Genomic DNA, 25,269 nt, shown 5'->3' with positions numbered 1-25,269 from the left:
ATGAGCATTACCGTAAAACTTAAATATTTAGGCGTCATTGCAGAGGAGACAGGAAAAGCTGAGGAAACGTTAGAACTGGAATCGAACTCAGCGGATGTTGCTTCGTTAAAAGAGCGCTGCTACGAAACGTATTCAATCAGTGACAGAGATTCCATTCAGGTAGCGGTAAATCATCAAATGGGCAAAGTCGGGGCATTGAAAGATGGTGATGAAGTTGCTTTTTTGCCACCGTTTTGCGGAGGGTGATAATGAATAGCCACGAATTGAATGATAGGTATAGCCGGCAAGAACGACTCCCTGAAGTTGGAATAGACGGCCAGAAAGCGCTGAGCGGTGCCAGAGTTTTAATCGTCGGCATGGGCGGTTTAGGGTGTCCTGCAGCCCAGTATCTGGCCGCAGCAGGTGTTGGATCGCTTGGGCTGATGGATCACGACACGGTAAATTTATCCAATCTGCACAGACAAATCCTATTCCGGGAAAACGATATAGGTCAACCTAAAGCTGAATTGGCAAAACAAGCCCTCCAAAGAATTAACTCAGAAATAGAGATTACTGCTATCCCGGATTGGCTCACCGATGAAAATGCAGTTGAACTATTTGAATCACATGACCTGGTCATTGACGGATCCGATAATTTCAGAACCAAGTATCTCATAAATGATGCATCCATTATGACCGACACCCCATGGATTTACGCGTCGATCTACAAATTTCAGGGACAGATCTCGGTTTTTAACTATCAGAATGGTCCAAGCTATCGCTGCCTCTTCCCCACTACAACGAATCGTAACGTTAGCTGCGAGGAAGTTGGCGTTATGGGTCCGCTCCCCGGCGTACTTGGTACCATGCAGGCTTCGGAGTCAATCAAGATGATACTCAATACCGGCGGTGTGCTTTCTGGAAAGCTAAAGCTTATTGATTTGAAGACTCACAAAGACCAGCTGATTGAAATTCAAAGAAACGACGCTGAAATAAAGAAAGTGAAACATAGGGGCATCAAAATTGAAATCTTTCGGTGTAGCCTAGATTCAGGCAACACCTTTTATCTCGATGTTCGCGATCCGTTTGAGGAACCTCAGCTTGACGCCATGAAGGTCATAAATATCCCGATGAGCCGGTTGGATGAAAAACAGTCTGATATCCCTGATGATCAGCCGGTTCATGTCATTTGCCAGACCGGTAAAAGAAGCCGTCAGGCGATTGAACAACTGCAGACCAAATACGGATTTACCAATTTAGTTAATGTTGAAGGCGGTATTCAGGCCATCATGAAAAAGAACAAACAGGAAACCCATGCCTAAATCAATTTTTGTACAGGGCGCCATCTCGCCCCAAAAAATTGCAGAATCCATCGCAAAGCATCAATCTAAGACCGCCATTGGCGGACACAGCATCTTTTTGGGGCAGATACGTGCTGATGAAACTGATGGCAAACGTGTGGCAGCAATTGAGTACACCGCTTACAAAGAGATGGCTGATAAAGAAGCTGACAAAATTCGCGAAGAGGCATTCGATAAATTCGACCTGACCTGCGCTCATATCTACCATAGCCTGGGGCGAATTAAAACCGGAGAGCTATGCTTTTTCGTCTTTACATCATCCGCACATCGGCAAGCTGCCCGCGACGCCAACGCATTTCTTGTAGATTCCATCAAAGAACGCGTTCCAATCTACGGCAAGGAGATTTTCGAAGATGAGAGCCATCAGTGGAAGGTGAATCGGTGATCTGTGATCTGTGGTCTGTGGTCGGTAAAAATGTTAAAATATAGTTAAGGTTTTCAAAATGGCTTATGTAGAAAGTTTTAGAGATTTAGAGGTTTACAAATTATCCAGGGATTTATCTTTATCGATCTTTGAGATGACAAAACAATTTCCTAATGAAGAAAAGTTTTCATTGACAGATCAAATAAGGCGTTCGTCAAGATCAGTGGGAGCTCAAATTGCTGAGGCTTGGGCCAAAAGACGATACCAAAAGCATTTTATTAGCAAATTAACGGATGCAGATGGAGAACAACAGGAAACTCAACACTGGATAGAAGTTGCCTATGATTGCGGTTATCTTGATACAAATGAATCAAATGATTTAATTAATGAATACAAGATTTTGGGTAAAATGATCGGTACAATGATCAACAAGGCTTCCGAATTTTGTAGATAATTAGGTACAGTTCACCGAATACCGAAATATGGTAGACATCACACACAAATCAAATACCCTCAGGGTGGCAACGGCACAGGCCATTGTTAAGACCAGTTTGCCAGAGACGATTGATCGGATCAGAAATAATGATATTCCGAAGGGTAACGTGTTTGAAATGACGAAGGCAGCCGGATTGCTTGGAGTCAAAAAAACGCCGGATCTGCTCCCCGACTGCCACCCGCTCCCCATTGAGTACGCCGGAATTGAATACAGTATTGATGGACTGGAGATTACAATTTCCATAACCGTTAAGACCATCTATAAAACCGGTGTGGAAGTTGAGGCGATGCACGGAGCCAGCATTGTGGCCCTCACCATGTATGATATGCTGAAACCAGTAGATAAAGGGGTGGAAATAAGTACGATTAAATTGCTTAATAAGACTGGTGGAAAATCATCCTATCAACCAAATACAAAAGGTTTATCTGCACATGTCGTGGTTTGTTCAGACACCGTTTCGAAAGGCGAAAAAGAAGATGTTTCAGGCAAGCTGATTCTATCAAAATTACAAGCGCTTGGGTTATCGACTGATTACAATGTGATACCTGATGAGCCATCAGAGATCGAGCATATCATACGGCAGTCAGATTCTGACCTGATCATTTTTACAGGCGGAACCGGCGTGGGGCCACGGGATGTCACGCCGGACGCCATTCGCCCCCTGCTTGATACACCTCTCGCCGGCGTGGAAGAGGAGATGCGGCGCTATGGCCAGCAGCGAATGCCCTACGCAATGCTGTCGCGATCAGTAGCGGGTATCAAAGGACAACAACTGATTCTGGCTATCCCAGGCTCTTCCAAAGGAGCGGCTGAGTGTATAGAAGCTGTTTTCCCACACGTGCTACACGTATTTCTGGTATTAAAAGGCAAACGACACGACTCATGAAAACAACCCCCAAACCTCAAATCATCGACAAATTTGGCCGTGAACATACCTACCTGAGGATTTCCCTGACGGATCGGTGCAATCTTCGCTGCTTCTACTGTATGCCGGAAGATGGTATTGAACTGACGGACAAATCGGGGATTATGACACTGGAAGAGATTGTATCAATTGCCAAAACATTCAGATCGCTGGGAGTTGATACGATCCGCCTGACCGGTGGAGAACCGCTCATCAGAAAAAACGCAGAGTGGCTCATTCGTGAGCTGGCTGATCTTGGGGTCACGCTCAAGCTCACCACAAACGGCATCATACTCGATAAATATTTTGATCTTTTCAAAGAGATTGGTCTGAAGCGAATCAACATCAGTCTGGATACGCTCGAAAAGTCAAAATCTGTGTTTATAACGAAGCGCGATTATTTCGATCGCATCATGAAAAATATTCACACCGCGATAGACCAAGACTTTGATATCAAGTTAAATATCGTCTTAATTAAAGGCGTTAATGACATGGAGATCAATGACTTTGTAGACCTCACCCGGAATAAAAATATTGGCGTGAAGTTTATTGAGTTCATGCCTTTTAAGGGAAACGAATGGGATTGGGATAAGGGCGTCAGCAAGGAAGAGATTCTCAATATCGTCAGATCGAAATTTGGTGAATACAAGAAACTTAAGGATCCAAAGCACAGCACTTCTACCAATTTCAAAGTGCCAGATTTTGAAGGGAGCTTTGGTATCGTCAGCACCATCACCAATCCGTTCTGTGCCGGCTGCAATCGTATTCGACTAACGGCTGACGGCAAGATGAAAAACTGCCTCTTTGCTACCGCTGAAACAGACCTTCTTACGCCGTACAGAAACGGAGAATCCATATCGGACACCATCCTGAACTCCATCAAAGAGAAGAAATTCTCACGTGACGGCATGGACGTTGAGATGAAAAAAGAGCACTACGAGCAGAACCGGTCCATGACCTCAATCGGCGGATGATGTTAACCATTGAAGAGGCTGCGAAAATAATACAGAGTCAGAATGTAAAGCGAAGCGTTATCGACCGTCTCATCGAAGATAGTTTAGGCTATTGGCTTGCTGAAGAGATTACCTCTCCATTTGATCTTCCCTCCTTCGATAACTCCGCCATGGATGGGTATGCCGTGTCTGGTGTTTCTGAATCGTACAAAATTACCGGAGAAATCCAGGCGGGTGACATATCAGCAAAAAAACTTCGCGACGGTGAAGCGCTACGCATTTTTACGGGTGCAAAAATCCCTGATAGCGCAACGGCGGTTGTGATGCAGGAAAAAACCCGAGTCAAAAATAATATTCTGTTTGTTGAAGGTGAAGTCAGTGAAGGACAACATATTCGTCGCCGAGGAAATGAACTTTCATCCGGACAGACTGTATTTAAACCGGGCCACCTGATTTCTCCCGCGTCGATCGGTATGATTGGTTCACTCGGAATTAATTCATTGAAAGTCTATCAAAAACCATCCGTGCGAATCATCAGCACCGGTAATGAGCTGGTTCCTCCGGGTCACACGAAAGAGCTTGGCCAGATTTATGAATCCAACAGCTACTCACTTCAGTCAGCACTTGAATCGCATGGCTTTCGTTGTGAGGAAAAAACCCATATCAAAGATGACTTTTCAGCCATTAAGCAGGGTATTGAAGCTTTTCTTGAGGCGTCTGACGTCCTGCTCATATCCGGCGGGATATCCGTTGGTGATTACGACTTCGTAAAACAGGCGCTTGAGGAAAATGGCGTTCAGGAGCTGTTCTACAAAGTCTTTCAAAAACCGGGAAAGCCTCTCTATTTTGGAAGGCGTGACGATACCTTTGTCTTTGCCCTCCCGGGTAATCCGGCGTCGTCATTAACCTGCTTCTATATTCATGTGCTACCTCTGCTTCAGAAATTGAGTGGAGCCAACTCAACCGGACTTCAACGGCTAGATGTACCAATTGATCACGATTATGACAATACCTCTGATCGACCGGTATTCTTAAAAGCAAGTATCCAAAACGGTCGTGTATCAATTTTGGATAGGCAGAGCTCATCAATGATACACTCCATGGCGCTAGGGAATGCACTGGTATTTCTGAACGAACCCGCATTAATCAGCAAAGGCGAGCAGGTTCAAACAATACTGATCTGAAGCCATTTCAATTATGGAAACGGATATTCTGCCCTTCATCTTTTTTTTCATAGCTCTGTTTTACAGTTCGGTCGGGTTTGGCGGCGGATCAAGCTACCTGGCAATTCTGAGTCTGTTTTTGGGCGATTTCTACGAGATCCGATCTACAGCCCTGGTTTTGAATGTATGTGTAGTGACGATTGGAACGCTCATTTTTATCAGAAGACGGGTGTTTGATTTCAGCCAGTTCTGGCCGTTCCTGATCCTCAGTATTCCCATGGCCTATCTTGGCGCACAGCTGCGACTTACGCAGGAAGCCTTCTTTCTTATTCTCGGCGCGGCTTTGATGATGGCTGGCCTGTTTATGATCCTGAAGTTTGTAAGGTACAGGCTGGAGTCTCATAACTTCAGCCTAAGCAAAAAACTGTCTCTGGGTGGAGGTGTCGGCCTACTGGCCGGAATTTCGGGGATTGGCGGCGGTATCTACCTCTCTCCCGTCTTGAACCTGATGGAGTGGAAAGACGCCCGAACTATCGCATCTCTTGCCTCCGTTTTTATCCTTGTCAATTCGCTCTCCGGCCTCATCGGCTTGAATGTGGCAGGTACCTTCCACGTTGATACAGATCTCATCCTGAAGCTGCTTGTCGCAGTAATCCTGGGAGGCAGTATTGGTTCTTACCTGTCAAATGAGAAGTTTAATGTCAGATTCATCGGGGTTTTAACGGCTATCCTTGTGACTTACGTTGGCCTGCGGCTCATATTGCTGCATGGGTTCGGGATCAGGATTTGAAATTTTAGAGTCTTGTAGAGTGCCCTTACCCGTCAGCCCGTTCAAGCTGAGTTCAGACGGATTGTACTGCTTACCCTCTAACTCAACTTCCGCACAATTTTGGAAATCAGCCTCAGTTACCTTTAAATAACGCTCTGTAGTGTTACATACATTATTTTTATACTGGTTAAGCTTCCCGTTCAGCCTTCCATCACAACCCGCATCTGAAGGCATTTAGGTACATAGGGATACAAAAAAAGCAATTATACAACTACCAAAGATAACCATGGCACCAGAGGTGCGACATATCCGTAGCCCAATGTCACTGCGCAGCGGTGGCCTTGGGTTAAGAGAAGGTATCAATAATGGGAGCGCCGTAGGTGCGATATATCTGTACCCTTACAAGACTATCAGCCCATCTTTACCCACAATGTATTTTATTGAATACGACTCGGGCTATCTGTTCGAATCTTACCCATGAGGTTGTATTCAGATTTTAAATGATGCCGCGCCTATAGCGCTTCTATAATAGTTGTTCTGCTTGCACCCTACAGATTCACGTTTTGAACCTGTGGGGCAACGGACATGCCGCCCCGGAACAGGGCTGGGTACATCTCTGCATACGTGAACGCCATTCATTTTATATACGAACTACTTTAAATGAAACCAATTTTGTAGCCACTAAACCACCATTTTGCGGTTGTTGAGCTAGATCTCCCTTTCACTCCAGGCCGTCAATAGTTGTGAAAAAGCTTCTTCTGATATATATCCCGTGTAATCAAACAAAACCTCACCGCCCGAGCTTAAAAACAGAGTTTTTGGAGGGATTCTGAGCTGATATTTTTCAGCAAATTGCGATTCGGTCATTTTCTCTCCATTGAATGTTACTGTCCGGTCAGATTCGATATCAACCCTCACCGGGTAAAACCGTTCGGCAATGAGCGAGACGATGTCAGGGTCCACAAAAGCTTCCTTGTCCATCGCTTTGCAGTAGACGCACCATTCTGTCACAGCAAAGACCATGATATCCTTGTCTGACTCAAGAGATTTCTCCTGTGCCTCCTCCAGCGTGTACCAGCTGATCTCTCTTGTATCCTGTGCATTTACCAATCCGGACAAAACAGTGGCCGCAACGATTAAGAGCCCCAATGATTTAAACAGTACGTTCCACATATCATCGTTAATTGATTTGATACCTGACTCCAAGCATAAACCGGCGTCCCTGAAGCGGCCCGTAGACGTGATCTGTAGCAAATTCATCGCTGAACGGACGGTCAGGTGCAATCAAAGGATTATCCTGCGTGTAATTAAATAGATTTTTGATGGCACCATAAATCTCAAACCCTTCACTGAATCGTTTGGACAGCTTTACGTTTTGCTCTGTATACACTTTCGAAACATCGGCTGCATCCGGATATTCGGGCAGCTTCATTTTCCCAACAATCCGACCGGTGAAGTCTATGTAGGTTTGAATGGAATCCCAGCCGTACGACAAGCTAAAGACTCCGGTATAATCAGGAGCAAATAACAGGCTCTCTTTTACACTCCCGTTCTGCTGGTACACATCCTGAAAGGTCACACCTGCCGAGTAAACCAGCGGTCCCGGAAAATTGTGGGCAATGCTAAATGAGACTCCCCTGCTCACCGAATTGCCGTCCAGATTTGCGTACCGGATCTCGTTGGCAAACTCATAGTTCGGAATAATCTGATTTGTGAAATGGGTGTAAAAGGCATCAATATCCATATTCAGCACCGACACTCCGATATCAACTATTTGGTTGAGGTTAACCGTCATATTGTACGAGCGTTCCGGGTTCAGATCTTCGGTAATAACAACCTCCCGTGAACCTGTTAGCGCCTCATGTTCCTCTGTAAACAGGTTTACAACCCTGAACCCTGTTCCTGCGTTGACCCGAAGCGTGGTGTGATCGGATGGTGAAAGCTTTAAATTGACCCGAGGGGAAAAAATGAGCCCATGATCCTCAAAATGGTCGACTCTAGCCCCTACGAGCCCTCTGAAAACGGGACTGAAAATCTGCTCATATTGCGCAAAGATTCCGGGAATGAACCGTTCGTCAACGGAGCCATTTGCTAATCGCTGTTCGTTGAAAGTCTGGTCAAGCCTGTCGAATCGCAGGGCCGCACCCATCATAAGCTGCTTATCGAATTGAAGCTGTTTATCCCAGATCAGGTTACCAAAGTAAACCTGCTGATTAGCCTGGTATCTGTAGTCTCCATAGTAGCTGTCCTGATCGTGATAGCTGTAGGAGTAGTCAAAACGAACCTGCTCCTCAACCGGCAGCTCGTAGGTTCCCAATAGTTCAAACCGATGAGTTCTTATGGCTTCACCGTAAACGGTATTGCTGCCTCTGAGTGATTCACTGAAGTCTGGCGTACCGCCCACCCTGTTTTCATAATTGTATTTTAGCGCCAGATCCATTTTTCGGCCTTGCGCCCTCTCAAAACTCCACTTATTGAATAGAGACAGTTTATCGCGTTTTGTTACGTCGGCGAAATTGTCCCCGTTTTGATCCAGAAATTTATCAAAGTAAAAGCCATTGCCGCTGAATAGCGTTGAAAATCCTTCTGTATCAGGGGTGTATGAAAAATCAATATTGTTCTCGAGGTGAGAGGTTGTGTATCCCTCAAGAATCAGGCTTGATGTTTCTTTGGGATCTTTAGTCCGGATATTTATCACGCCGCCCATCGCTTCCGACCCGTAAAGCGTGGAGTTTGGTCCTTTGATAATCTCAATACTTTCGATGATATTTGTATTGATGCCGTTGAGGCCGTAAACCGACGCAAGCGATCCCATGATCGGCATTCCATCAATCAGCACGGCCGTGTAAGCTCCCTCCATTCCGTTGATCCGGATACTGTTTGTGCTGCAAACACCACAATCTACCTGGTTGTAGAGCCCGTTGATGTAGCTTACCGACTCCATCAGATTGTTGCCGGGATTTTTATTCAAAAACTTGCTTGAAACCACATTCACCTTTACCGGGGAATCCTTGACATACGTTTCACGCATGGTGCCGGTCACAACAAGCTGGTCGAGTTCGAGAAGAGATTCTTCAAGCTGAATATTCAGTTCAATTTTCTCACCTGCACTGAAACTGATTTCTTCCCTGAATGTTTTATAGCCAACGCTTGACGCCTGTAGCAGATATGTTCCCGGAGGAATACCGGTAATTTTAAACGTACCGTCACTTGCGGATGTGACACCTTTTTGAAGATCGGCTATTCCAATATTGACGCCGGTCAGTGGTTCGCCATCTGACGTAAGGGTGCCATAAATAGATGCGTTTGATTGAGCATGTGCCAAGCCGGTCAGACAAAGGAAAAGAGATAGAAGAAGAGGTTTATACATAACAATAAATTAATTTTTAGCCTTAACTAAATATTAAGCATAAATCCTCTGGCAGTCAATGATTGATATTAACCTGATTACCTTAGTTCGATTAATAATGTGCTTTTTAAGAGTCAAAAAGTGTGGCTGTCCAAAAAGGGTGTACAATAAAGAACTTTATAAACAAACAGTAATACCGGACCCCGATCCGCTCATCTTTTGAACGCGAAGCGATATCTCCTGCAAATATCAACAATCGGAGATCCCGTATCCTCCGTAAGGGATTCCTTGGTAAGGGGTGGTTGAATCAGGTTTTTTGAATTGTATTTAAGCCAAAAATTCTAATGGCTACCACCCCCAGCCCCTCCTTACACAGGAGGGGAGTGCTTTTGGTCCTGATTTATAATCGAACTCAGGTTGATTGGTTCGATCGGGTAATCCGTTATTCAAATAAACATTTACAACATCAGATGAATGGCCCTCTTATATTCAGATTCATCTGTTTCCAAATTCACTAACACTATATGAAATCACGCCTGCTCGTTTCTATCTCATTTTTATTAATCGGATCCTTTGCTATCACCTCCTGCGCTGAACAGCAGACCACCAAATTTTCCGTGGATTACGAAAAGTTCACGCTCGATAACGGCCTCGAGGTGATCTTTCATAAAGATGATTCTGATCCCGTTACGGCAGTTGCTCTTACTTTTCATGTTGGCTCAGCGCGCGAGATTGAAGGCCGTACCGGGTTTGCCCATCTGTTTGAGCACCTACTCTTCCTTGAATCTGAAAATCTTGGGAAAGGCGGACTTGATCAGATGAGCTCACGGATTGGCGGATCGGGCGCAAACGGATCAACCAGCCGTGACCGGACCAACTATTTTCAGACGGTTCCCAATGACGCTCTTGAAAAAATGATATGGGCCGAGGCAGATAAGCTTGGCTATTTCATCAATACCGTAACGGAATCAGTGCTTGCAAAGGAGAAGCAGGTTGTCAAGAATGAAAAACGCCAGGGCGTGGACAATCAGCCTTACGGACACGCAAGTTACGTAGTTGACCAGAATCTTTACCCCGATGGCCACCCCTACAGCTGGCAGGTCATTGGTTCGCTTGAGGATCTGCAAAATGCTACCCTTCAGGACGTGAAAGATTTCTACAATCGCTGGTATGTGCCGAATAATGCAACGCTTGTCATCGCCGGTGACTTTGACAGCGCACAGGCACGGGAGTGGATTCATAAATATTTTGATGAGATACCGCGTGGTGAGGAGATCGAACCGCTGCAGGACAAGCCCGCTAACCTGCAGGAAACCAAAAAGCTTTATTACGAAGACAACTTTGCCAAACTGCCTGAGCTGCGTATGGTGTGGCCCGGAGTAGGCCTGTATCATGATGACGCTTATGCCCTCGATATTCTTATCCAGCTGCTGTCTGACGGCAAAAAAGCGCCTCTCTACCAGGTACTGGTTGAAGAGAAAGAACTCACGTCAAACGTATTCATGAGAAGCGGCAACTCTGAGATTGCCGGAGAAATTTCACTGATTACGCGAGCCTATCCCGGTACCGATTTGAATGAGGTTGAGGCTGCAGTTAAAGACGCATTCGTGCAATTTGAAGAGGAAGGATTTACGGATGAAGACCTTCAGCGAATCAAAGCAGGCATTGAGACTGATTTTTATAACGGCCTCTCAAGTGTACTTGGAAAGGCGTTTCAGCTTGCACAATATAATATATTCGCGGGCGATCCCGGGTATATCAATGAAGACATTCAGAAAACACTGGCCGTGACTAAAGAGGATGTCATACGCGTGTATGAACAGTACATCAAAGACCGGCCGTTTGTGGCAACGAGCTTTGTACCTCAGGGTCAGAGCAGTCTGATTATTGATAACTCTGTTGAAGCTGATGTTGAAGAAGAGCAAATCGTAGCTGAAGGCCGCGGAGAACAGTTTGATCTGCCGGAAGAGACTGAGTACGAGCGGACGCCATCAAGTTTTGACCGGACTGTAGAACCGCCTTACGGCGAGACGCCGGTTCCTGCTATTCCTGATGTCTGGAAAACTGAATTGACCAACGGACTTAATGTCTACGGTATCGAAAACAGAGAGCTTCCGCTTGTTGAGTTTGAGATTACTCTTGAAGGTGGCCTCATGCTTGAAAATCCTGTCAAAGTGGGTGTTTCCAGCCTGATGGCGACCATGATGACGCGTGGCACGGCTAATAAAACACCTGAAGAGCTCGAAGAAGCAATTGACCTGCTGGGTGCCAGTATCAACGTTTCTGCAGGGCGTCAGTCGATCACTATTCGCGGTAATTCCCTTGCAAGAAACTATGATGAAACAATGGCACTGGTTGAGGAGATCATGCTGGAGCCACGGTGGGATGAACGTGAATTTGACCTTGCCAGACAGAGCACGCTGAGTCAGATTGCGCAGCATAGCGCAAATCCCAATAGCATTGCTTCCAATACATTTAACAAGCTTCTTTATGGAGAGGACCATATTCTCTCATTCAACCCGATCGGAACGACCACCTCAGTTGAGACGATTACCATAGATGACCTGAAGTCGTATTACAATAACTATTTTTCACCGTCTGTAACAGATATGCATGTCGTGGGTGCCATTGATCAGGCAAGCGTCGTTGGCTCTCTGTCTTGGCTTGAAGAGGTATGGGAAGACAAGTCTGTAGAGCTGCCAGAGTTCGATTTGCCTGAAGCCCCCGAATCATCCACGGTCTATTTTTATGATGTACCGGATGCCAAGCAGTCCGTTCTGAGGTTCGGCTACCTGGCAATGCCGGAAACCGACCCGAACTTCTACCCTGCCACAATCATGAACTATAAGCTGGGTGGCGGCGGATTTGCTTCAAGACTCACACAAGAGCTTCGTGAAGGCAAAGGCTATACTTACGGAATTCGATCAAGATTTTCGGGATCGGACATTGCCGGGCCGTTCACTATTTCAAGCGGCGTAAGAACCAACGTAACGTATGAGTCAGCCGCGCTGGTTAAGCAGATCCTTGAGGAGTATCCCAACACATTCACGGACGAAGATCTTGAAAATACAAAAAGTTACCTGATCAAAAGCTCTGCCCGGCAGTTTGAGACGTCCGGGGCCAAGCTGAACATGCTGGAAAATATCAGCTTGTATGGCTGGTCGCCTGACTATATAAGGGAGCGCCAGGAAACTGTTCGGTCAATTAGCAATGAAGAGATTCAAAACCTTGCCAACACCTACGCCAACCCGGACAAAATGATCTGGCTGGTAGTCGGTGATGCCAGAACCCAGATGGATCGCCTGGAGCAGCTTGGATTCGGAGAGCCTGTTCTAGTTAACGAAACGTTTGCTGAGGGGAATTAAACTACCTGATGAAATCTTCATTTGGCATATCTAGAAATTTAGATGTATCGGTATGCTGGTTAAGCTTGAGAACTCAGATCATGTTTGACACAAGTGTGAGTATTAAGTTTATGCCAATTTTGGATGATCTGATGACAGTTTGCTAAGACCTTCAACGTCTTTTTTTAACCTCAGGTCAGCCCCATTCAGGGGCGGCATAGCCGTAGCCCCACAGGTTCACAAGGTGAATCTGTGGGGTATAGAAGTGTTCCAAACACTATAAGCGCTGTAGGTGCGACACTAGCTTGGATTTGAATTGCTCATAAACTCGAACAAATATCCCGTATCAAAATTCTTTAGAAATCACGTGAAATTAGTTCGCACTTTAAAGGCAAAATAATCAGCTTAATTTCGGGCTATTTCGCACCTACGGCGCTTTTTTATTTACGCATCCCACTTAACCCATGGCCACCGCTGTGCACTGACCATGGGCTACGGTTATATCGCACCTCTGGTGCTCACTGTAGCACCACCGATTTCTGATATTAATATATTGACAATTGATTATTAGCCAGTCATCAAATGACCCTGTTGCACAGATTGTGTTCTCTTAGTGCAAATCCGATATAAAGGGGCCATATAACCGCCATGATGAGCGAATAGAGCTTAATGAGTTGGTGATAGGCCAAAAATTGCACGATAATTATAGTTACTGTAAATAGTGCAACTCCCCATGATTGTCCTGAAATTGTTGAATCTTTCATTCATTCTCAATCTTCAAAAATCGCGCGTTTACCGCCACAATCACCGTACTCAGCGACATGAGAATGGCGCCAACAGCGGGACTCAGAATAACGCCCCAGGCGTAAAGCGTACCGGCAGCAAGTGGTATGGCCACAATATTGTAGCCGGATGCCCACCACAGGTTTTGAACCATTTTCCTGTAGGTGGACTTCGAAAGTTTGACCAGCGCTGTTACATCCTCCGGATTGTTCTTAACCAGCACGATATCGCCTGTTTCCACGGCAACATCAGAGCCGGCTCCTATAGCAATTCCCACATCGGCCTGGGCTAGAGCAGGCGCATCATTCACGCCGTCACCGGTCATGGCGACGAGTTTACCCTGTTCCTGAACCTCTTTCACTTTGTCAGCTTTTTCGTCGGGAAGCACCTCGGCAAACACTTGGTCCATACCGAGTTCACCGGCCACATACTCAGCCGTTTCACGATTATCACCTGTGAGCATAATACATTCAATGCCCATATCATGCAGGGCTTTGATGGCATTTTTAGATGATTCACGTATCTCATCTCCCAAAGCAATGGCCCCGGCCAGCGCGTCTTCAATCACTACAAAGACAACCGTTTTTCCCTGGGATGATATTTCTTCCACATCTTCTTCAGGATAGTCGAATTCATTCTCACGTATAAAACCGGGACTCACAACCTTTACCGATTTTCCATTAACTTTCCCCTGAATGCCTTTGCCGGTGATAGAATCAAATTCCTCCACGTTAAAGGTATCATCGGCTTTTTCCAAAATTCCTTTCGCCAGCGGATGTTCTGAATTGGTTTCCAGGGAAGCCGCATATTTTAAGATTTCGTCATCAGAATAATCATCTCCGAAATTCAGGATATCGGTCACGGTAAAAGTGCCTTCTGTAAGAGTTCCTGTTTTGTCGAAAATAATCGCATTCAAATTGCGGGCCTGTTCAAAAGCCGGCCGGTCGCGAATCAAAAATCCGTTGGTTGCGGCTAAGCTGGTAGACATGGATACCACGAGGGGTATTGCCAAACCCAGCGCGTGCGGACAGGTGATGACCATAACAGCTACAGTGCGGTTCATTGCAAAACCGAAATCCTGACCGGTAAAAAATATCCAAGCGCCAAACGTAAGAAGACCGGCGGTTATGGCAATAAGGGTCAGCCAGAATGCTGCGCGGTTAGCCAGGTCCTGAGTGCGGGATTTGCTTTGCTGGGCTTCCTCCACAAGGTTCATCACCTGTGATAAAAACGAATCGTCACCTGTCTTGGTAATCTCGATCGTAAGCGATCCTTTTTCATTCACCGACCCCCCTATCACTTCGTCACCATCCGCTTTGTTTACCGGTTTGGACTCTCCCGTGAGCATGGCTTCATTTACGCTCGACTCACCTTTTACCACGTCTCCGTCGGCTGGAATTTTCTCTCCTGGTTTGATGAGAACTTTATCACCCTCCCGGAGTTCATCCAAAGGCACATCTTCCGTATCGCCGTCTTCATTCACACGATGAGCCTTGCCCGGCAACAGTTCGGCCAGCTCTTCAAGTGCGGCCGATGCACTCAAAACCGATCGCATTTCAATCCAATGACCGAGCAGCATAATGCCCACCAGTGTGGAAAGCTCCCAATAAAGCAGGTCGCCCTCGAAGCCCAATACTACAGCCGTGCTATAAACATAAGCGATGGAGATAGCGAGCCCGATGAGCGTCATCATCCCCGGCTGTTTTTCTTTGAGTTCATCCACCAGACCTGTAAGAAACGGCCATCCGCCAAAGAAAAAGACAACGGTGGACAGCGCGGCCAGAATCCATGAGTCTCCGGAAAAGCTCCAGTCAACACCCATGAATTGCTGAATCATGGGTGAGAGTGCGAGAATAGGCACCGTTAGGGCAAAGACCCACCAAAACCGCCATTTGAAATCTTTCACCATCTGTTTATGGTGTTCTCGGTGCGAATGGTCGCCGTGATCTTCGTGATCATCATCTCGGCTATGCCCGGCGTTCTCGTGGTTTTGGTTTTTCATCGTAGTTATTAGTTAAATTTTATCTCTCGATTTATGAAACAAATGTTTTAGTTTTGTACTTGGCTGGTATCCGCTTGTTGCATCATCTGCATGCAGCGCATATGCATACCCATCATAGGTGAGTTTCTCATCATCTGGCGCACCCGGTCCTTGTTAAACTCTTCGTTTTCAAACATCTGCTGCATATTCTGCAGATGAGTATGCATTTGCTGTCTCTGTTGAGGATTTTCGATCATAGACTGCATGCGGTCCAGCATCATTTCCTGATTCATTTGTCCCATTTCTGATCTCATCTGGGCCATCATTTCCTGCCTCATTTCAGGATTACTGGCCATTCGCTGCATCATACCACGACGCATCTCCGGGTTTTGCATCATCTGTTCCATCTGCTGGTTATCCATTTGATGATTTCCCATCTGGCGGTCACGATCGCACTGGACAAATAACAACCCAAGTAAAATTGCAGAAAGTATATATGTGAAATATCTCATGATTATTACCTCTAAATTTACGTTTATCTTGATTTTAATCGATATTTTATAATTTTTCTTCTAACATTTAATATAAAATTTAATAACGATTTTGGCTCTATTATCGATTCATTTTTATGTGTAATATTTCTCAATTGTATGAACAAGTCACGGTTCATGCCCAAAAATGTATTAAGGAGGACATGCAGTAATAATTTAACACGAGTGATTAATTTAGAATCAGTCAAAAAAATAAATTGCAGCAGTAATTCAACTTGCAAGGTAATTATGTAACTGGCCCAGGAGATCTCTATTTAAGTTAGCATTAATTTCTAAGTTACAGTTACTTTCCCGCTTATCCTTCGACTTCAAACATGACTTAATTCAGAAACGTCATTCAATCTTTTCAACTATCTCACCACAGTTATGCATCTGAGACCCATAAAATGGGTTTTCAATCTCTTCCTTATTACTGATCCACGCACTACCGCCATCATACATCGGGCAGTACTGCTTGAATAAATCACCATCGTATCCTTCCTCTTCAACCCTTGTGATTAACATTTCTGAGAGGGTCTTAAAGGCAGCCCGAAGTTCCTCAATATCACTGAATTCATTGTCAGTAAACATGGCAATCTGTTCCCGTGCTGAATCAAAATCATCCCTGGACAAAGCATCGCGCAGTTCCAGGTATTCCGGAATAAGCACCTCAAGATCTTCCTGAATTTGATGGCCGGAATGATCGTCGGCCGATACCGTATCCGCCTGTTCTGTTCCGGTATTATCCATATTCATCTCCATGCCACCGTGATCATGAACTCCGCGGCCTGCCCCATTCCCTGGTTCGCGATTCATCATACTGAAGCGATCAGCCAGCTGCATTTCACTGTCAATACGGAACGCGCCATTAAAAACGACTTCCTCTCCGTGCTCAAGCCCGTCTTCAATCACGAAATAATCCCCGGTACGAGGGCCCAGTTCTACTTCTTTTACTTCAAAGCGGGGTATATCGGCTGAGTTGTCTTTCACATATACGAGAGAGCGGGGTCCGGTCCAGAGTACAGCGGAAGCGGGAACCATCAATTTTTGTTCGTTCATCTCTGAAGTTAGCCTCCCTCTTACCAGCATATCCGGCTTAAGTCTGTTGCCGGAGTTCTGAATTTCAGCACGGACTCCAACGGTACGTTTTTGCGGATCTACAACAGGGTCGATGAAGCTAACTGTAGTTTTCAAGATTTCCACGGGATTATTTCGTCCGCTGAATTGCAAGGAATCGCCAATGGAGATCCAGCCAAGGTCCTCCTCATATGCTTCCAGCATAACCCACAGGTTGCTTAGATCAGCTACCTCAAAGATTATCGTTCCCACCGATACATACTGCTGATCCGCAATATTACGGCTAAGAACAAATCCATCAACCGGAGAAAGAATCTCAAGTTCGCGCTGAACTTCTCCTTGCTCTATGATTTTGTCAATTTGTTCATGGGTAAATTCCCAGAGGCGGAATTTTTGCCTGGCCGATTCATACAAGCGCGGATTACGCTCTTTCTGCTTCTCAGCTTCAATTAACTCGCGCTGGGCGCTGATCAGATCCGGGGAATAGATCGTAGCCATAGGTTGTCCTTTACGGATCTGGGCACCGGTAAAATTCACTCTGGTATTTAGGATTCTTCCGGCGAAGTGGGTCGTGATGTTCGTTATTCTGCGTTCGTCCACCGTGATGCGCCCGGGCAGGTCGAGTACCTTAGTCGGGATCTCTCGGATCACCGGTGTGGTTTGAATATTTGCCAGCTGCATCGACGCCTGCGTCATGATCATGCTGTAGTCATCTGTTTCGGGTTGTTCTTCTGTATTTGAAACAGGTATGAGGTCCATCCCGCAAATGGGGCAGTTTCCCGGTTCATTCTCTCGAACAGAGGGGTGCATGGAACATGTATAGACGATGTTGCCTTCTTCATCGGTATGCTCCTCTGTGACATGCTGGTCCATCTCCTCAGGTGTCAGCTGATCGTGATCAGCATGGCTTGTGATTGACGTAGTGCCACCGAAGATCAGCCAGCCAAGAAACAGACCGCCAATCAAGAGTCCTGCTGCTTTAAGTAGTTGTGTTTTTATGATGTTCATTTTATTCCTGTTTGTTTAAATATTCCAGTATGATCTGTGTCCAAGGAGAAATTGGATTAGTCTATGACTTGTAATTCATTTGCAATCAATTGCTCAATCTCCGCCATGGCTTTGTTCTGTTCAGCCAGGGCCTCTACTTTTTCATTTTCGAGAGCAAGTAATTCCCGCAGAACCTGTAATAATTCGTCGAAACGAACCTGACCGGTTCCATACTCTTCTGATAAAAGTTCAAGAACCTGCTCGGAGCGCGGCAGAAGCTCTTCGGAAATGAGTAGGTATTCCCTCTGGCCGTCCCGAAGTCTTTTCATGGCTTTTTCGATGTCACTATGGAGACGGTTGGTTAGATCTGTCTCGAGATGATCCGTGGCCTGGATCTGAAGCTGAGCCTCTTTTTTTTGAGCTCTGTATTTGCCCCTGTAAATAGGGATACGTATCGTAGCCATTCCTGCGAAGATGGGATCCAGATCCATCATACTCATCATGCCAAAATCACTTCCCGTATATTCCAGTCCAAGACCGAAAGAGGGGCGCCCTTCCAGGCGTGCGAGTTCAGCCTCGTTTCTGTACTGGTTTCGCTGAGCTTCCAGGCGGCTGAAGCCGGGATGACGATTCTGAGCGAATTCAAATAATTCATCTTTCGACCAGGCAGCCATTCGTTCGGGCAGCCGGGCGGGTACTTCAATTTCATCACCTGGCTCGCGGTTTAGAAGAGCATTGAACTCTTCTCTGCGCGGATTTTTCTCGTCTTCAAGTTTATCGATTGTATTCAGGATTCGCTGCTCCTCCATCTGCAATCGAAGCAGATCGGATTGGCCGGCACGTCCGGATTCATAACGGGCCTCCAACAGGGACTGGAGATCTCTGACGATGTTCAGTATGTCCATGTTGACATGCACATGATGGTTTAATCTGAAGTATTCAAACCACAAATCCTGGATTTCTCTGAGAATATTGAGTTGACGGGCAGTCAGTGAATGGTTCATTGCTTCACTGATGGATTCTTCCACGTTTCCGCGGGTATCCAGTGTACCAAACCAGGGAAACATTTGCATAACCCCTGCAGAAAACCGGCTGGCGAGATCCGCTTCCATATCCGGATTCAAATAAAAACCGATCGAAACTTCCGGGTCAGGCAGAGAGCGCACTTGCGGAGCCCGCTGCCTCTGGGCTTCCACATTCTTCTTAAGCGATGCCAATTCCGGGTTTTGTTCGATTGCGATTTGGAAATAAGATTCGAGAATCCGGAGCTCACCTGGCCGTTTGATGGGGCTTTTGTCTTGGGCAAAAGTCGGAATTACCAATATCAGAAAGATGAGCAGAGTACCTATAAATCCCCTCCCGAGAGGGGAAAAGCGAATGCAAAATCCGCCAGCAGGCGGATGATTTGTCGAATGAGGGGTGTGTTCTGAGGGGGCATGGAGCCTTGAATGAGTACGAACACCACTCGTCCTCCCGTCAACACACCCCTGACAATTCCGCTGAACGCTCCATTGTCTGTCCCCTCTCGAGAGGGGAGTTTTCTTCTCACTTTTCACTTTTGCCTTTTCACTCATCACTATTTTGCCTCCAATTTATTCACAGTTTGTAAACCAGACTCCTTCCACCACGCATAGAGCAGCGGCACCAGCAGCAGGCTCAGCACCTGGACCAGCATTCCACCGAAGATTGGGATAGCCATCGGAATCATGATTTCGGATCCTTTTCCTGAGGATGTCAATATAGGCAGCAGGGCCAGAAGCGTGGTGCCGGTGGTCATCAGGCAGGGTCGGACTCTACGCATGCCGGCTTCGATAGCGGTTGCGTAAATTTGGTCACGGCCCTGTGGATTTTTGCGTTCAAAGAGCTGATCGAGGTAGGTGGCCATCACCACGCCGTTATCCACGGCAATGCCAAACAGTGCCAGGAAACCGACCCAGACAGCCACACTCATGTTGACGACTCCCATCTGGAAGAACTCCCTCAGTTCAACACCGAGAATTGAAAAATTGAGGAACCATTCTTCACCGTAGAGCCATAGCAAAATAAAACCGCCTGCCCAAACCAGGACGATACCGGAAAAGACGATCAGCGTAACCGGTGATGAGCGAAATTGGAAGTAGATGATCAGGAAAATAATAAGGAGCGTGATCGGCAGAACCACAGCCAGCCGATCCGCGGCTCGCTGCTGATTTCTGAACTCTCCTTCAAAGGTGTAACTGACGCCATCCGGTATATTCAATGAACCATTACTAATCCGTTGATCCAGCTCATTACGAACTCCGTTTACAACATCGATTGGTGCCTGGCCCGGCTCTCCGTCGAATGTGACATACGCACTCAGGAATGTGTTTTCGCTGCGGATATTCATGGGCCCCGTTTCAAAGCGGATCTCAGCAAGCTGACCCAGCGGAATCTGGCTGCCGTCTGATGCGGGCACCAACACACGCTCCATCATCTCCGGCGTATTTCGGTACTCGCGGGCATACCGAACCCGAAGCGGATAACGTTCGCGGCCTTCCACGGTCATACCCAGCATTTGTCCGCCGATTGCGGTGCTTATCACCTGCTGCACATCCTGAATCGATAGCCCGTGTCGCGCGATCTCCTGCCGGTCAATATCAATTTCAATGTACGGTTTACCCACTACGCGATCGGCAAATACCGAAGAAGCCCGTACGCCGTCCACTTCACGGATCACCGGCTCGAGTGCCAAGGCAAACTCATCAATCACTTGCAGGGTCGGCCCGCTGATTCGTATACCCATATTAGCTCGCATCCCTGTTTGCAGCATAATCAGCCGCGTTTCAATCGGCTGCAATTGCGGTGCAGATGTGATGCCGGGAAGATTTGCGGCCTTGATGATCTCGCTCCAGATATCGTCCCGGCTTTGAATATGATCACGCCACTGCCGGTAGTATTCTCCGCCGCGGTCCGGAATCAGGTCGCCATTTTCATCCCGGACAAACTCTCCCTCTTCAACCTGGTATCGCACAGGCCGGCCGCGGTCGTCCGATTTGTATTCATCCTTATACTGAATCACGTTTTCGAACATTGAAATGGGAGCCGGGTCGAGTGCCGATTCTGCCCGCCCGATTTTTCCCACAACCGTTTCCACTTCCGGAATAGACGCGACCCGCATATCCAGTTCGCTTACCATCTGTAGCGACTCCTCCATTCCAGCGTGCGGCATAGCGGTGGGCATTAGCAAAAATGAACCCTCTTCGAGCGTAGGCATAAACTCCTGTCCCAAACCGGGTAATCGGTTATCGAGGGAAGTCCAGACATCTGTCTCTTCAATCTCAATTCCCATGGCGTTAAACCCATCAGAAACGTAGCGGAACGTGGTGTCGAAACCGCGCCAGCTCATCAGGCCGAAGACCAAAATTATTACGGGAATCGACAGGAAAAGAGCTTTGTTACGAAGCGCCCAATCCAGCAGTTGCTCATAATATTTCATAAAGAGCCAGAAAAGCCCAAAAATCACGAAAACCAGCAGAAGGATAAAAATCAAACTGAATGCAACCGGGTTTTGCGGGCCGAGCGGCAGCCAATTGCCGGCCAGCAGCCAGGCTACTCCCAGAAAGATAATTGCATTATTGACCCAGGGCGTCCAGGGCTTATACTTTACTTGATAGATTCCGGCAATATTACTGATGCCAAGAGCTATCAGAATCACTCCACCCCACCCATAGAGTGTAACGGCAATCATCAGGCCGGTGGCGATCATCGCGCTATTCAAAAACACCCGTAAACGTTTACTGATAATTTTTTTTGAAAAGAGCCAGTGAGAAAAGGCGGGGATCAGGGTGATGACGATCACCAGTGCAGCGAGCAGGATGAATGTTTTGGTCCAGGCCAGCGGTCCAAAGAGGCGTCCTTCCTGCGCCTGCAGCATAAAAACGGGAAGGAAGCTGACGATAGTGGTCATGAGCGCTGTAATTACGGCCGGACTCACCTCTACCGTAGCGCGGTATATCGTATCTAATAAATTTTCATCCTGATCCTTTTCTGATATATGCCGCAGCATATTTTCGGTGAGAATGATCCCCATATCCACCACGGTACCGATGGAGATGGCGATACCGGCAAGGGCTACCACATTGGCATCCACTCCTACATACTTCATCAGAATAAAGCTCATCAGCACGGCAAGCGGCAGCAGAGCAGATATCACAAATGAGGTGCGCAGATGCATCACCATGATAATAATCACGATAATAGTGATGAGGATCTGAAGCGAAAGCGCCTCCTCAAGGGTACCAAGCGTTTCATAGATTAGCCCGGTGCGATCGTAGAACGGAACAATCTCTACCCTTGAGACGGAGCCATCGGACAACTCTTTTGCCGGCAATCCCGGTGCGATCCGTTCAATCTCCTCTTTTACGTTGTTGATCACTTCGAGGGGATTTTCTCCATACCGGGCAACGATCACGCCGCCAACCGCTTCAGCACCGGCTTTGTCAAGCGCGCCACGCCGCTGGGCTGGCCCCATACTCACACGGGCCACATCCCTGATAAGAATTGGCGTATTATCCACAGTGGCAACCACACTCTCCTCAAGGTCTTCAAGCGACTCGATATACCCCAGTCCCCGCACCATGTACTCTGCCCGGTTCATCTCAATGGTGCGTGCCCCCACATCAAGATTGCTTTTTCGAACTGCATCTGCAATCTGGTTCACATTTACACCCGACTCCCGCATGGCCGCAGGATCGATATCTACCTGGTACTCCTTCACAAACCCGCCAATACTGGCCACTTCCGCTACGCCATCCACTGATGATAATGCATACTTCACCTGGAAATCCTGGATCGACCGCAACTCCTGCGGATCCCAGCCGCCGGCAGGATTGCCGTCTGCATCATATCCCTCGAGGGTGTACCAGAAAATCTGCCCAAGTGCTGTGGCATCAGGTCCAAGTGCCGGCTGAACGCCTTCCGGCAGCGTACCGCCGGGAAGGGCGTTCAGCTTCTCCAGGATTCTTGACCGGCTCCAGTAGAACTCCACATCATCCTCAAAAATGACGTTGATCGAGGAAAAACCAAACATAGAATTACTGCGAACCGTCCGCACCCCGGGAAGGCCCAAAAGCTGTGTTGTAAGCGGATAGGTGATTTGATCCTCGATATCCTGCGGTGAACGGCCGGCCCATTCGGTAAAGACGATCTGCTGGTTATCGCCTATGTCCGGAATGGCATCCACCGGCACGGGATCGCGCGGGAGAAAATCGATATCCCAGTCGAATGGAGCCGTGGCAATGCCCCACCCTGAAAGTGCCAGGAACAGCAGCAGGGCGATCAGTTTGTTTTCGAGAAAAAACCGGATGGTTTTGTTTAGCATCAGTAGTGAATAAATTGATTAGCGAATAAGGCTATTGGGCGCAGTAAATCATGGCTGAGCCGGTTGCTTCTGACAATCCTCGTTTCACGACAAAGAGAGTATAATTTTGAATGGCAGCAGAACTATTCGCTGATCCAAATCACATAAGAAGTCGATAGTGACCGGTCCTTGATTAGATTGGCACTCAAAATAATTGAGGAAGGAGTGTTGAAGTGTAGGTTTCCAACACTATGGCTGACTCATCGCTATTTCAGAAAGGATTCGTTCAGTAGAAAGATGGGAGGAGATGAAAAAGAATTCGATATTTGGATAGCTTGGGTATCGAATTCACTCTGTATAGGAAAAGTTTTTTCAGGAATATCAGCAACGGGCAACGCGGGGACTTTTACTCTGAGCTGAGTTTGAGCTTCCGTTTTTACCGGTGTCTTATCAATGGCACAAGCGCAGACGATTCCATGACCAAGAGAGTGATTGTGGTTTAAGACGTTTTCAGGATGCTGATTCTGATCCGGCATTTCAGCCGACGGGCCATTCATGGGACAATCCTCATCATGCTCACCGACCGGCTGCATGGGAATTCCCATCTCCTGCATCTGTTCACATGTTTCTTTCGACATGGCGTGCAGGCCAGCCGGAAACGACACGCCAGCCAATACAGCAAGGCTGAGCAGCAGAGAGATAAAACGATATGTGGAAGTAATTTTCACTGATCAATAATATTCATTTTATCGTCCCTCTCAAAGCGATATAAAAATTCTACACAATTACTGAGAAATAAAATTAAGTGATGCAGCCTTTTACAAGCCAATTCTGTAGTTCATTTGCTCCAAAGGTATAATTCTACTTGTCTCTCCTGTTTTACCATCTGATTAATTTTCCCGGTGTTTATGCCCCAGACTGTCCTTCATATCCTCTACTTCTGTCTGAACTGTTGAATAGTCAATATGAAACTGCTCCCGAAGCTCATCCTTTACCTCTTTCAAAAATTCATCCGTATCTGCCTGTTTCTTGAGAACAAGATGAACTGACAATGCGTTTTCTGTGGTGCTTAATGCCCAAATATGCAAATCATGAAACGATTGAATCTCTGGTTTTTCGCGGAAGTACTTTTCTACTTCGTCAATATTTATGTCTTCCGGGACTGCATCAAGCGCCAGATCAATTGAATCCGTAAATAGGTCCCATGTACTGTAGACGATCACAATGAGTATGATAAAGCTGGTCACCGGATCAATCCACATCACTCCTGTTTGATAAATAAGAAGCCCCGAGAGGACAACACCGACTGACACGCCCGCATCAGCTGCCATATGCAGAAATGCGCCTTTGATGTTCAGATCTTCTTTCTGCCCTTTTATGAAAAGTAATGCCGTTGCTGTATTGATAACAATCCCTACCCCGGCAACGATCATAACGGTCTGCCCGGCTACCTCAACCGGGTCGTACAGTTTTTGCCAGGCTTCCCATCCTATTATACCGGCTGCCCCAAACAACATTAGTGCATTTAAGATGGATACGAGAATGGTACTGCGCCTGAGGCCATACGTGTATTTTTGTGATGGGCGTTTTTGAGCGACCGACATTGCGAACCATGCAAATAGCAGGCTGAGAACATCACTGGTATTGTGGCCGGCATCCGCAAGCAGAGCAGATGAGTCGATCATTAAACCATATACCACTTCAATAATTATGTAGGCGATATTCAGCCCAATGCCCAGGGCAAATGACTTCCCGTAAGTTTTGGCGTGAGATATGTGGTTGTGGGACAAATCAACTATTTCTTTAAAAGCCTATTAATTTTTCTGTGTCTGCACTCACTGTCATGTCACTCTTAAATATAAAATATAACAGGCCTGGTGACCAAATAATTTAGAGAGTTAGACCGTAA

The 25,269-nt window shown here is 46.7% G+C and carries 18 protein-coding genes; 9 read left to right on the top strand and 9 right to left on the bottom strand.

Annotated features, from left to right (window positions below):
* Genes AABW11_RS02005 through AABW11_RS01970 form a run of 8 tightly spaced genes read left to right on the top strand, consistent with a single transcriptional unit; the run spans nucleotide 1 to nucleotide 6,010 of the window.
* On the top strand, nucleotides 1-246 hold the full coding sequence (locus AABW11_RS02005) for a MoaD/ThiS family protein (protein WP_340102907.1): 246 nt from the start codon (nucleotides 1-3) through the stop codon (nucleotides 244-246).
* A 2-nt stretch (nucleotides 247-248) separates the two neighbouring features.
* Nucleotides 249-1,301, top strand: coding sequence for a HesA/MoeB/ThiF family protein (locus AABW11_RS02000; protein ID WP_340102906.1), 1,053 nt, complete (start codon nucleotides 249-251; stop codon nucleotides 1,299-1,301).
* Complete coding sequence (locus tag AABW11_RS01995; protein ID WP_340102904.1) at nucleotides 1,294-1,725, top strand: molybdenum cofactor biosynthesis protein MoaE; 432 nt, start codon at nucleotides 1,294-1,296, stop codon at nucleotides 1,723-1,725. The genes AABW11_RS02000 and AABW11_RS01995 overlap by 8 nt, the downstream gene beginning before the upstream one ends.
* A 58-nt stretch (nucleotides 1,726-1,783) precedes the next feature.
* Nucleotides 1,784-2,158 carry a four helix bundle protein gene (locus AABW11_RS01990; protein WP_340102903.1) on the top strand — a complete coding sequence of 125 codons (375 nt, stop codon included), beginning with the start codon at nucleotides 1,784-1,786 and terminating at the stop codon, nucleotides 2,156-2,158.
* Between the two features lie 28 nt (nucleotides 2,159-2,186).
* A complete protein-coding gene (moaCB, locus tag AABW11_RS01985) occupies nucleotides 2,187-3,086 on the top strand; it encodes a bifunctional molybdenum cofactor biosynthesis protein MoaC/MoaB (protein WP_340102901.1) in 900 nt (299 codons plus the stop codon).
* Nucleotides 3,083-4,078, top strand: coding sequence for a GTP 3',8-cyclase MoaA (gene moaA, locus AABW11_RS01980; protein WP_340102900.1), 996 nt, complete (start codon nucleotides 3,083-3,085; stop codon nucleotides 4,076-4,078). Before moaCB ends, moaA begins: the two co-directional genes overlap by 4 nt.
* Entirely contained in the window at nucleotides 4,075-5,241 is a 1,167-nt protein-coding gene (locus tag AABW11_RS01975; RefSeq protein WP_340102898.1) for a molybdopterin molybdotransferase MoeA, read from the top strand. The genes moaA and AABW11_RS01975 overlap by 4 nt, the downstream gene beginning before the upstream one ends.
* Before the next feature lie 13 nt (nucleotides 5,242-5,254).
* On the top strand, nucleotides 5,255-6,010 hold the full coding sequence (locus AABW11_RS01970) for a sulfite exporter TauE/SafE family protein (RefSeq protein ID WP_340102897.1): 756 nt from the start codon (nucleotides 5,255-5,257) through the stop codon (nucleotides 6,008-6,010).
* Between the two features lie 687 nt (nucleotides 6,011-6,697).
* On the opposite strand, the gene AABW11_RS01965 is transcribed toward AABW11_RS01970, so the two are convergent.
* Together AABW11_RS01965 and AABW11_RS01960 are read right to left on the bottom strand one after the other, a co-directional pair.
* Nucleotides 6,698-7,162 (bottom strand): thioredoxin family protein, encoded by a 465-nt coding sequence (locus AABW11_RS01965; RefSeq protein WP_340102895.1) that lies wholly within the window; start codon nucleotides 7,160-7,162, stop codon nucleotides 6,698-6,700.
* Nucleotides 7,163-7,169: 7 nt separating this feature from the next.
* The gene (locus tag AABW11_RS01960) at nucleotides 7,170-9,359 is read right to left on the bottom strand and encodes a TonB-dependent receptor (RefSeq protein ID WP_340102893.1); all 2,190 of its coding nucleotides are present in this window, start codon (nucleotides 9,357-9,359) and stop codon (nucleotides 7,170-7,172) included.
* Between the two features lie 503 nt (nucleotides 9,360-9,862).
* On the opposite strand from AABW11_RS01960, the gene AABW11_RS01955 reads away from it, so the two are divergent.
* Nucleotides 9,863-12,703, top strand: a complete 2,841-nt coding sequence (locus AABW11_RS01955) for a M16 family metallopeptidase (RefSeq protein ID WP_340102891.1) — start codon at nucleotides 9,863-9,865, stop codon at nucleotides 12,701-12,703.
* Between the two features lie 739 nt (nucleotides 12,704-13,442).
* On the opposite strand, the gene AABW11_RS01950 is transcribed toward AABW11_RS01955, so the two are convergent.
* The 7 genes from AABW11_RS01950 to AABW11_RS01920 form a co-directional block, all read right to left on the bottom strand.
* Nucleotides 13,443-15,467, bottom strand: a complete 2,025-nt coding sequence (locus AABW11_RS01950) for a copper-translocating P-type ATPase (protein ID WP_340102889.1) — start codon at nucleotides 15,465-15,467, stop codon at nucleotides 13,443-13,445.
* Nucleotides 15,468-15,514: 47 nt separating this feature from the next.
* Nucleotides 15,515-15,958, bottom strand: a complete 444-nt coding sequence (locus tag AABW11_RS01945; protein WP_340102887.1) for a hypothetical protein — start codon at nucleotides 15,956-15,958, stop codon at nucleotides 15,515-15,517.
* 372 nt (nucleotides 15,959-16,330) lie between these two features.
* Nucleotides 16,331-18,061 (bottom strand): efflux RND transporter periplasmic adaptor subunit, encoded by a 1,731-nt coding sequence (locus AABW11_RS01940; protein WP_340102884.1) that lies wholly within the window; start codon nucleotides 18,059-18,061, stop codon nucleotides 16,331-16,333.
* Nucleotides 18,062-18,117: 56 nt separating this feature from the next.
* Complete coding sequence (locus tag AABW11_RS01935; RefSeq protein ID WP_340102882.1) at nucleotides 18,118-19,614, bottom strand: TolC family protein; 1,497 nt, start codon at nucleotides 19,612-19,614, stop codon at nucleotides 18,118-18,120.
* A 2-nt stretch (nucleotides 19,615-19,616) separates the two neighbouring features.
* Entirely contained in the window at nucleotides 19,617-23,381 is a 3,765-nt protein-coding gene (locus AABW11_RS01930; RefSeq protein ID WP_340102880.1) for an efflux RND transporter permease subunit, read from the bottom strand.
* A gap of 245 nt (nucleotides 23,382-23,626) precedes the next feature.
* Nucleotides 23,627-24,088 (bottom strand): hypothetical protein, encoded by a 462-nt coding sequence (locus tag AABW11_RS01925; RefSeq protein ID WP_340102878.1) that lies wholly within the window; start codon nucleotides 24,086-24,088, stop codon nucleotides 23,627-23,629.
* A gap of 162 nt (nucleotides 24,089-24,250) precedes the next feature.
* A complete protein-coding gene (locus AABW11_RS01920) occupies nucleotides 24,251-25,150 on the bottom strand; it encodes a cation diffusion facilitator family transporter (RefSeq protein ID WP_340102876.1) in 900 nt (299 codons plus the stop codon).
* Between the last annotated feature and the right edge of the window lie 119 nt (nucleotides 25,151-25,269).

The organism is Rhodohalobacter sp. 8-1 (genome assembly GCF_038150125.1).
Classification (GTDB): Bacteria; Bacteroidota; Rhodothermia; order Balneolales; family Balneolaceae; genus SW132.
This window is presented reverse-complemented; position numbering and strand designations above follow the sequence as displayed.